This window comes from Nonomuraea sp. NPDC050404 (assembly GCF_040655495.1).
Taxonomy (GTDB): domain Bacteria; phylum Actinomycetota; class Actinomycetes; order Streptosporangiales; family Streptosporangiaceae; genus Nonomuraea.
The window spans coordinates 1-1,423 of the sequence record NZ_JBFAKB010000101.1; the positions used below are offsets into that span (position 1 = coordinate 1).

2 protein-coding genes are annotated in these 1,423 nt (G+C 66.4%); one reads left to right on the plus strand and one right to left on the minus strand.

Annotation, left to right across the window (positions count from 1 at the left end; translation table 11 throughout):
- Nucleotides 1-125: 125 nt before the first annotated feature.
- The gene (locus AB0I81_RS64040) at nt 126-440 is read right to left on the minus strand and encodes a DUF6355 family natural product biosynthesis protein (RefSeq protein WP_360680720.1); all 315 of its coding nucleotides are present in this window, start codon (nt 438-440) and stop codon (nt 126-128) included.
- A 110-nt stretch (nt 441-550) separates the two neighbouring features.
- Here AB0I81_RS64040 and AB0I81_RS64045 point away from each other — a divergent pair, with 110 nt between their 5' ends.
- Nucleotides 551-1,279 carry a hypothetical protein gene (locus AB0I81_RS64045; RefSeq protein WP_360680723.1) on the plus strand — a complete coding sequence of 243 codons (729 nt, stop codon included), beginning with the start codon at nt 551-553 and terminating at the stop codon, nt 1,277-1,279.
- Nucleotides 1,280-1,423 lie beyond the last annotated feature (144 nt).

Here is a 1,423-nt window from a genome sequence, read left to right on the forward strand (position 1 = left end):
GGCCCCCCCCATTATTGGGGTGTGTGGGCGCCCCACCTCCAACCCCCCCCCGATGTCGCGGCATTTTCCCTTCCCCCGGGGGGGGGGGGGGGGGCCCCCCCCCCCCCCCGCCGCCAGGTCTTGCGTTACCCGGCCCAGCACAGCCTGCCGGCGTAATAGGCGCCGTAGGCGAAGGCGTCGAGCTTCGTCGTACCCGGCTTGACGCACATGTCGTAATGGCCGGTATACGATTCGACTCTGATAATGACGTCGGTCCGCGGGAGTTCGTCGCAGTGCCCGTACCAGTTTCCGTTCGAGTTTCTGTAGTAGCCGCAGCGGATCTGGGCTGTTTCCGGATCTGCGGTCGTCGCGGCTGAGGCAGGAGCCCCGGCGAATGCGACGGCGGCGGTCGCTAAGGCTGCGATTGCCGACTTCGCGATGGCGGAAGTTGTGAAGCGCATGATCCCCCCTGGGGTGCAGAAAAGGTTCCGACCCAGGTAGCCAAGCACATGGCAAATTCAGAACTGCTTCATTATTGTTTGGCGCCGTACTGGCCCTAAGATCCTGCTCTATGATCACACGTTTATCCGCTGGAGCGGCCATGGGCCTGGCCCTCCTCTCCGCCCCTGCGCTCGCCGAGCCGATCAAGGGCGCTCCCGACCTGACTCACAACGCCCTCTACAAGACGGCGAAGCTGCCCAAGGTGGCCTGCAAGCTGAACAAGGGCACGAGCAACTCCTCCACCAAGAAGTACGTCACCACCCTCGTCGGCTGCCTGAACAAGGCGTGGAAGCCGGCCATCAAGGACTTCGTCCCGGTCAAGGTGGTGTTCAAGGACGCCGACGACAAGGAATCCTGCTCCACGGGCATGGAGGTCAGCGGCTCCTTCTCCGAGATCTGCGCCACGCAGATCCGCGTCAGGCTGGCCGACGACTGGATCAAGGCCAAGAACGACGTGGTCGTGTTCACGTCCATCGTCAGGACGTGGAGCGGGGTGGTGACCGGGCAGAGCGGAATCGGGCAGGCGTGGTGGGCGCTGGAGAACGGCGCGTCCGAGCCGGTCATGCACGAGCACAACCGCCGCTACTACCTGCAGATCGACTGCTTCTCCGGTGTGTCGGCCAAAGCGATGGGGCGTCAGGTCAAGGACTGGAAGCCGATCGTCAAGGTGCCGGAGTTCTGGAAGAACCGGTACCAGGGCAAGACCGGGAACCGTCTCTACTGGCTGGACAAGGGGTATAAGGCGGGCAAGCCTGGCGCTTGCAACACCTGGACGGCGAGTTCGTCCCGCGTCGCCTGAGCCCGGCGCCCAGCGCCCGGCGACCTTGTCCGGGTCGCCGGCGTCCGGCGACCTCGTCCCGGGTCGCCTGAGCCCGGCGCCTGGCGGCCCGAATCGCCGGGCGGGGCGCGGCGGGCGGGGCCCCCCCCCGGCGGGTCGGGCGGT